The organism is Pseudomonas sp. BAV 4579 (genome assembly GCF_009765395.1).
In the GTDB taxonomy this organism is placed as follows: Bacteria; Pseudomonadota; Gammaproteobacteria; order Pseudomonadales; family Pseudomonadaceae; genus Chryseomonas; species Chryseomonas aestiva.
In genome coordinates this window covers 1-7,032 of the sequence record NZ_WHOV01000222.1, presented here as the reverse complement: position 1 = coordinate 7,032, position 7,032 = coordinate 1, and the positions used below count along the sequence as shown (strand labels likewise).

General features: G+C 68.5%; 6 protein-coding genes. 5 read left to right on the top strand and 1 reads right to left on the bottom strand.

Annotation, left to right across the window (positions count from 1 at the left end; genetic code table 11):
* The 5 genes from hutI to hutC form a co-directional block, all read left to right on the top strand.
* Positions 1 to 1,044 (top strand): imidazolonepropionase (gene hutI, locus GSQ95_RS25370; protein ID WP_158973998.1); only part of this gene is annotated, 1,044 nt, incomplete at its 5' end.
* The gene (gene hutG / locus GSQ95_RS25365; protein ID WP_158891631.1) at positions 1,034 to 1,978 is read left to right on the top strand and encodes a formimidoylglutamase; all 945 of its coding nucleotides are present in this window, start codon (positions 1,034 to 1,036) and stop codon (positions 1,976 to 1,978) included. The genes hutI and hutG, both read left to right, overlap by 11 nt.
* Positions 1,979 to 2,011: 33 nt before the next feature.
* A complete protein-coding gene (gene hutU / locus GSQ95_RS25360; RefSeq protein ID WP_158891629.1) occupies positions 2,012 to 3,682 on the top strand; it encodes a urocanate hydratase in 1,671 nt (556 codons plus the stop codon).
* 3 nt (positions 3,683 to 3,685) lie between these two features.
* Positions 3,686 to 5,218: a histidine ammonia-lyase gene (gene hutH, locus GSQ95_RS25355; RefSeq protein WP_158891627.1), complete on the top strand. Its 1,533-nt coding sequence runs from the start codon at positions 3,686 to 3,688 to the stop codon at positions 5,216 to 5,218.
* 76 nt (positions 5,219 to 5,294) lie between these two features.
* Complete coding sequence (gene hutC, locus GSQ95_RS25350; protein ID WP_133859773.1) at positions 5,295 to 6,008, top strand: histidine utilization repressor; 714 nt, start codon at positions 5,295 to 5,297, stop codon at positions 6,006 to 6,008.
* A gap of 114 nt (positions 6,009 to 6,122) precedes the next feature.
* Here hutC and GSQ95_RS25345 read toward each other — a convergent pair whose 3' ends face one another.
* The gene (locus GSQ95_RS25345; protein WP_158891625.1) at positions 6,123 to 6,731 is read right to left on the bottom strand and encodes an FMN-dependent NADH-azoreductase; all 609 of its coding nucleotides are present in this window, start codon (positions 6,729 to 6,731) and stop codon (positions 6,123 to 6,125) included.
* Positions 6,732 to 7,032: the final 301 nt, after the last annotated feature.

The window sequence follows — 7,032 nt, the reverse complement described above, 5'->3', positions numbered from 1 at the left end:
GGCGGGGTCATGACGCCCGGGCTGGTGGATTGCCACACCCACCTGGTCCATGCCGGCCAGCGCGCCGGGGAATTCGAGCGGCGGCTGGAAGGTACCAGCTACGCCGAGATCGCCCGGGCCGGTGGTGGCATCCTCGGCACGGTGCGCGCGACGCGGGCGGCCAGCGAGGCCGAATTATTCGCCGTCGCCCGACCGCGCTTGCAGGCGCTGATCGACGAGGGCGTCACCACCGTCGAGATCAAGTCCGGCTACGGCCTGACGGTGGCCGACGAACTCAAGCTGTTGCGCGTCGCCCGCCAGCTGGGCGAGGCGCTACCGGTCCGGGTGATCACCACGCTGCTGGGCGCCCATGCCGTGCCGCCGGAATTCCAGGGTGATGCCGACGGCTATGTCGAGCTGGTCTGCCAGGAGATGATCCCGGCCGCGGTGGCCGAAGGGCTGGCCGATGCGGTGGACGTCTTCTGCGAGGGGATCGCCTTTTCGCCGGCTCAGTGCGAGCGGGTCTTCCAGGCGGCACGGGCGCACGGCCTGCCGATCAAGGCCCATGCCGAGCAGCTGTCCAACCTGGGCGGCAGCGCCCTGGCCGCACGGCTGGGCGCCTTGTCGGCGGACCATGTGGAGTATCTCGACGAAGCCGGGGTGCGCGCCCTGGCCGCCGCCGGCACCGTCGCCGTGCTGCTGCCCGGCGCCTTCCTGATGCTGGGCGAGACTCAACAGCCACCGGTCGAACTGCTGCGTCGCCACGGGGTGCCCATGGCGCTGGCCAGTGACGCCAATCCCGGCATCTCGCCGCTCTATCTGCCCACCCTGATCGCGCACCTGGGCTGCACCCTGTTTCGCCTGACCCCTCGCGAAGCCCTGGCCGGCCTGACCGCCCACGCTGCCCAGGCCCTGGGGCGCCCGGAGCTGGGTCGTATCCAGGCGGGCGCCCCGGCGGATCTCTGCCTGTGGGACGTCGGTCAGCCGGCGGAGCTGGCCTATGAGGTGCGTCCGGGCCGCCTGCGGCAGCGCATCTTCGCCGGGCAGGTGCAGCATGCTCGCTGATCGCCAGGCCATGGAAACCTGGAGCGGTCGCATCGATCCTGAGCTGGATGCCTTGCGCTGGCATCAGTGTATCCAGCCACTCGCCGCGGACAGCGCGCCCGGCGTAGCCCTGCTGGGCTTTGCCTGTGACGAGGGCGTGCGGCGCAATCAGGGTCGCCCCGGCGCTGCCGAGGGTCCTGGCGCCCTGCGGCGGGCCCTGGCCAATGTGGCCTGGCAGCGGCAGGGGCCGGCCTATGACGCCGGCGATGTCTGCTGTACTGACGGCGATCTGGAAGGCGCCCAGGCGCGCCTGGCCGATGGCGTACGCCAGTTGCTCGCCGCGGGCCATCTGCCCCTGGTGCTGGGAGGCGGTCACGAGGTGGCCTGGGCCAGCTGGTTGGGCCTGGCGCTGCACCTGGCCAGGACCCTGCCCAAGCCGCGCATCGGCATCGTCAATTTCGACGCCCACCTGGACCTGCGCGATCCGGCGCGGGGAGCGACCTCCGGTACGCCCTTCGCCCAGATCGCCGCGCACTGCGCCCGCCATGGCTGGTCCTTCCACTATGCCTGCCTGGGGCTGAGCCTGGCGGCCAATACCCGCACCCTGCTCAGGCGTGCCGCCGAGCTGGACGTGCTGATCCGCGAAGACCACGAGATCCGCGAGGGCAGCCTGGAACGGATCGGCGCCGAACTGGACGCCTTTGCGGCTCGCTGCGATGCCCTCTATCTGACCTTCGACCTGGATGTGCTGCCCGCCGGCGATGCACCCGGGGTCAGCGCCCCCGCCGCCCACGGCGTGAGCCTCGCACTGCTGGAACCCCTGATCCGCCGGCTCAAGGCCAGCGGCAAGCTGCGCCTGGCCGACGTGGCCGAACTCAATCCCGCGCTCGACCAGGACGGCCGCACGGCCCGGGTCGCGGCGCGGCTGATCCATACCCTGGCACTGGACCTCTAGGGCCGGCCGCGAACAACAAGAGAGGAAGCTTCCATGACCCGCTTTCGTGAAGGTGAGATCCGCGCCCCCCGCGGCACCCAGCTCAATGCCAGGAGCTGGCTGACCGAGGCGCCGCTGCGCATGCTGATGAACAATCTCGATCCCGCGGTTGCGGAAAATCCCGAGGAGCTGGTGGTCTATGGCGGCATCGGCCGGGCGGCGCGCGATTGGGAAAGCTACGACCGCATCGTCGCCACCCTCAAGGAACTGGGCGACGACGAGACCCTGCTGGTGCAATCGGGCAAGCCGGTGGGGGTATTCAGGACCCACGCCGACGCCCCGCGGGTGCTGATCGCCAACTCCAACCTGGTACCGCATTGGGCCAGCTGGGAGCACTTCAACGAACTGGATGCCAAGGGCCTGGCCATGTACGGCCAGATGACCGCCGGCAGCTGGATCTACATCGGCAGCCAGGGCATCGTCCAGGGTACCTACGAGACCTTTGTCGAGGCCGGGCGTCAGCATTACCAGGGTGACCTGCGCGGCCGCTGGGTGCTCACCGCCGGTCTCGGCGGCATGGGCGGTGCCCAGCCCCTGGCCGCGACCCTGGCCGGCGCCTGTTCGCTGAACATCGAGTGCCAGCAGAGCCGTATCGATTTCCGCCTCAAGACCCGCTATGTGGACGAACAGGCCAGCGACCTGGACGACGCCCTGGCGCGCATCGCCCGGCACACCGCCGCCGGTGCCGCGGTCTCCGTCGCCCTGCTGGGCAACGCCGCCGAGATCCTGCCCGAACTGGTCCGCCGCGGCGTGCGCCCGGATATGGTCACCGACCAGACCAGCGCCCACGACCCCCTCAACGGCTATCTGCCGATCGGCTGGACCTGGGCCGAATACCGGGATCGTGCAGTCACCGATCCGGTTGGGGTGGTCACGGCCGCCAAGCAGTCGATGGCCGTGCACGTCCAGGCCATGCTCGACTTCCAGAAGCGCGGCGTCCCCACCTTCGACTACGGCAACAATATCCGCCAGATGGCCCAGGAAGCCGGGGTCGCCGATGCCTTCGCCTTCCCGGGCTTCGTCCCGGCCTATATCCGCCCGCTGTTCTGCCGCGGCATCGGCCCCTTCCGCTGGGCCGCGCTGTCGGGCGACCCCGAGGACATCCAGCGCACCGACGCCAAGGTCAAGCAGCTGATCCCCGACGATGACCGCCTGCACCGCTGGCTGGACATGGCCCGCGAGCGCATCGCCTTCCAGGGCTTGCCGGCACGCATCTGCTGGGTTGGCCTGGGCCAGCGGGCCAAGCTGGGCCTGGCCTTCAACGAGATGGTGCGCAGCGGCGAACTCAAGGCGCCCATCGTCATCGGTCGCGACCACCTGGACTCCGGCTCGGTGGCCAGCCCCAACCGCGAGACCGAGGCCATGCAGGACGGCTCCGATGCCGTCTCCGACTGGCCGCTGCTCAATGCCCTGCTCAATACCGCCAGCGGTGCCACCTGGGTCTCGCTGCACCACGGTGGCGGGGTGGGGATGGGCTTCTCCCAGCACTCCGGCATGGTCATCGTCTGCGACGGCACCGACGCCGCCGCGGCCCGTATCGCCCGGGTGCTGCACAATGATCCGGCCACCGGGGTGATGCGCCACGCCGACGCCGGCTACGACATCGCCATCGACTGTGCCCGCGCGCAGGGCCTGAATCTGCCCATGATCGGCAAAGGAGTCTGATCGATGAATACCCTGATCCTCAAACCCGGCACCCTCGACCTGGCCCAGCTGCGCCAGGCCTATCGGCAGCCGCTGCGCGTCGAGCTGGATCCGGCGGCCTACCCGGCCATCGATGCCAGCGTGGCCTGCGTGGAAAACATCCTCGCCGAAGGCCGGACTGCCTATGGCATCAACACCGGCTTCGGCCTGCTGGCCTCGACGCGGATCGCGCCGGCGGATCTGGAAAAGCTGCAGCGCTCCCTGGTGCTGTCTCATGCCGCCGGGGTGGGCGAGGCACTGGACGACGACCTGGTGCGGCTGATCCTGCTGCTCAAGGTCAACAGCCTGGCCCGTGGCTTTTCCGCCATCCGCCGCCAGGTCATCGAAGCCCTGATCGGCCTGATCAATGTCGAGGTCTATCCGCACATTCCGCTCAAGGGCTCGGTGGGCGCCTCGGGGGACCTGGCGCCGCTGGCGCACCTGTCGCTGGTGCTGATCGGCGAGAGCAAGGCGCGCTACCGGGGCCAGTGGCTGCCGGCCCGCGAGGCGCTGGCGGTGGCGGGTCTCGAACCCATAACCCTGGCCGCCAAGGAGGGCCTGGCGCTGCTCAATGGCACCCAGGTGTCCACCGCCTATGCCTTGCGCGGGCTGTTCGAAGGCGAAGACCTGTTCGCCGCGGCCACGGTCTGCGGCGGCCTGAGCGTCGAGGCCATGCTCGGTTCCCGGGCGCCCTTCGATGCGCGCATCCATGCCGCACGCGGCCAGCGCGGCCAGATCGACGTGGCCGCGGCCTATCGCGAGCTGCTCACTGACAGCAGCGAGGTCTCCCGTTCCCATGCCAACTGCGACAAGGTCCAGGATCCCTATTCGCTGCGCTGCCAGCCCCAGGTGATGGGGGCCTGCCTGACCCAGTTGCGCCAGGCCGCCGAGGTCCTGGAGGTGGAAGCCAACGCCGTGTCCGACAACCCGCTGGTATTCGCCGAGGAGGGCGACGTCATCTCCGGTGGCAACTTCCACGCCGAGCCGGTGGCCGTGGCCGCCGACAACCTGGCCCTGGCGCTGGCCGAGATCGGCGCCCTGTCGGAGCGGCGCACCTCGCTGATGATGGACCGGCACATGTCCCAGCTGCCGCCCTTCCTGGTGGAGAACGGCGGGGTCAATTCCGGCTTCATGATCGCCCAGGTCACCGCCGCGGCCCTGGCCAGCGACAACAAGGCCCTGGCCCATCCGGCCAGCGTCGACAGCCTGCCCACCTCGGCCAACCAGGAAGACCACGTGTCCATGGCGCCCAATGCCGGCAAGCGACTGTGGGCCATGGCCGAGAACGTGCGCGGCATCCTCGCCATCGAGTGGCTGGGCGCCTGCCAGGGCCTGGACTTCCGTCACGGCCTGAAGAGTTCGGAACGCCTGGAAAGGGCGCGCAGCCTGCTGCGCGAGCAGGTGCCCTACTATCAGGAAGACCGCTTCTTCGCCCCCGACATCGAGGCCGCCAGCGCACTGCTGGCCAGCGGCTGCCTGAACGCGCTGGTCACGCCACGGCTGCTGCCCAGTCTCTGAGAGGGATGCGGTCCGGCAGCCAGAACGCCGGACCGCGCGTTATCATAGGCGTCCCATTTTTCGGCCTGGAGTTCGCGTGAGCAGCACGACACCCCCGCGCTACAAGGTGATCGAGGACTTCCTGCTCGAACGCATCCAGGGTGGTGCCTACCCGGTGCATCACCAGATTCCCACCGAGGAGCAGCTGGCGCGGGATTTCGCGGTCAGCCGCATGACCGCTAACAAGGCCATCACCCGCCTGGTGCAGCAGGGCTACCTGATGCGCCAGGCGGGTCTCGGCACCTTCGTCATCGAGCGCAAGGCCGAATCCTCGCTGCACGAGGTGATGAACATCGCCGCCGAGGTACGCGCCCGGGGGCATGCATATTCCAACGAGGTGCTGCGCAGCGAGGCCATCGCCGCCGACGACGAGGTGGCCTTGCGCCTGGGGCTGCGGATCGGCAGCCAGGTGTTCCACAGCATCCTGGTGCATCGCGAGAACGGCCTGCCCATCCAGCTGGAAGATCGCTACGTCAATCCGCGCTGGGTGCCGCACTACCTGGAAAGCGACTTCAGCCGCCAGACGCCCAACGAGGTGCTGGTGGCCAGCTGTCCGATCAGCGATGTGGAGCACATCGTCGAGGCGGTACTGGCCAATGCCCAGACCGCACTCTGGCTGGACATCGCCGAAGGCGCGGCCTGCCTGTCGATGATCCGCCGGACCTGGTCGGACGAACACCTGGTCAGCTATGTGCGGCTGCTGCATCCGGGCGACAGGTACAAGCTGAGTTCGACGACCCGGCATCGTTGAGAGGTATGGAGTGGGGAGGGGTGTTGGGCTTCGCTGCGCTCAGCCCAACCTACGAGACTGCCCCCTCTCCCTCTGGGAGAGGGCTGGGGTGAGGGCGGCCCCTGCAGCCAGCGATCAGAGCTTGCCCACCAGCGCCACGGCGTCCTGTTTGGCCTGGTCGCGTGAAGCCTGGTCGACCTCGGCACCGAACAGGGTCTTTTCCACCACCACGGTATGCATCCTGTCGATGCCGACCATCTCGCACCAGGTGCGCAGATAGGATTCCTGATGCTCCTGGCGATCCAGGGCCGCACCGCGGGCGGCGATCACCAGTGCCTGGCGACCGCCGAGCAGGCCATTGAGGCCGCGCTCGTCGAAGGTGAACAGCAGGTCCTTCTGGCTGACCACATCGAACAGCTGCTTGAGCTTGTAGGGGATGCCGAAATTCCAGCAGGGCACGCCGAACACCAGCACATCCGCGGCCTTGAAGCGCTGTGCCAGCGCCTTGGCCACCTTCCAGGCGTGCGCCTGCTCGGCGCTGAGGGACTCGCCCTGGATGCCGGCGTATTTGGCGTCGAGGATAGGACTGTCGAATTCCGGCAGGTCGCAATGCCAGGCATCGAGGGTATCCACCTCGGCGTCGGGATGTTTGCTCTGCCAGGCCTGGATGAAGGCAGTGGCGACTTCCAGCGAGGCGGAGCGATCCTGGCGGGGCGAACCTATCACGTGCAACAGACGGGGCATGGGCGGATCCTTGAAGGATGGGGATTGCGATAACTATAAGCATCTCGCTGGGTGGCGCCAGCCTCGAAGGGGGTATGCCGATGGATGGTCTGGGGGGTGGTTCTTGGCCTGACGATTGGTGTTGGGCGGGCCCTTACCCCAGCCCTCTCTTAGGGGGAGAGGGGGGTGGTCTGGCGCGAGCAGGAGGCTGCATTCCACGGGTTCGGGATAGGCTCAGGTGGAAAACGCTGCGCGGTTTTCCACACTACGGCGGCGATTTGGGGCGGGCCCTCACCCCAGCCCCTGTCTCTTATACACATCT

Coding starts and splice junctions, on each gene's coding strand:
- hutH (WP_158891627.1), top strand. CDS start 3,686: ATGAATACCCTGATCCTCAAACCCGGCACCCTCGACCTGGCCCAGCTG.
- GSQ95_RS25345 (WP_158891625.1), bottom strand. CDS start 6,731: ATGCCCCGTCTGTTGCACGTGATAGGTTCGCCCCGCCAGGATCGCTCC.
- hutU (WP_158891629.1), top strand. CDS start 2,012: ATGACCCGCTTTCGTGAAGGTGAGATCCGCGCCCCCCGCGGCACCCAG.
- hutG (WP_158891631.1), top strand. CDS start 1,034: ATGCTCGCTGATCGCCAGGCCATGGAAACCTGGAGCGGTCGCATCGAT.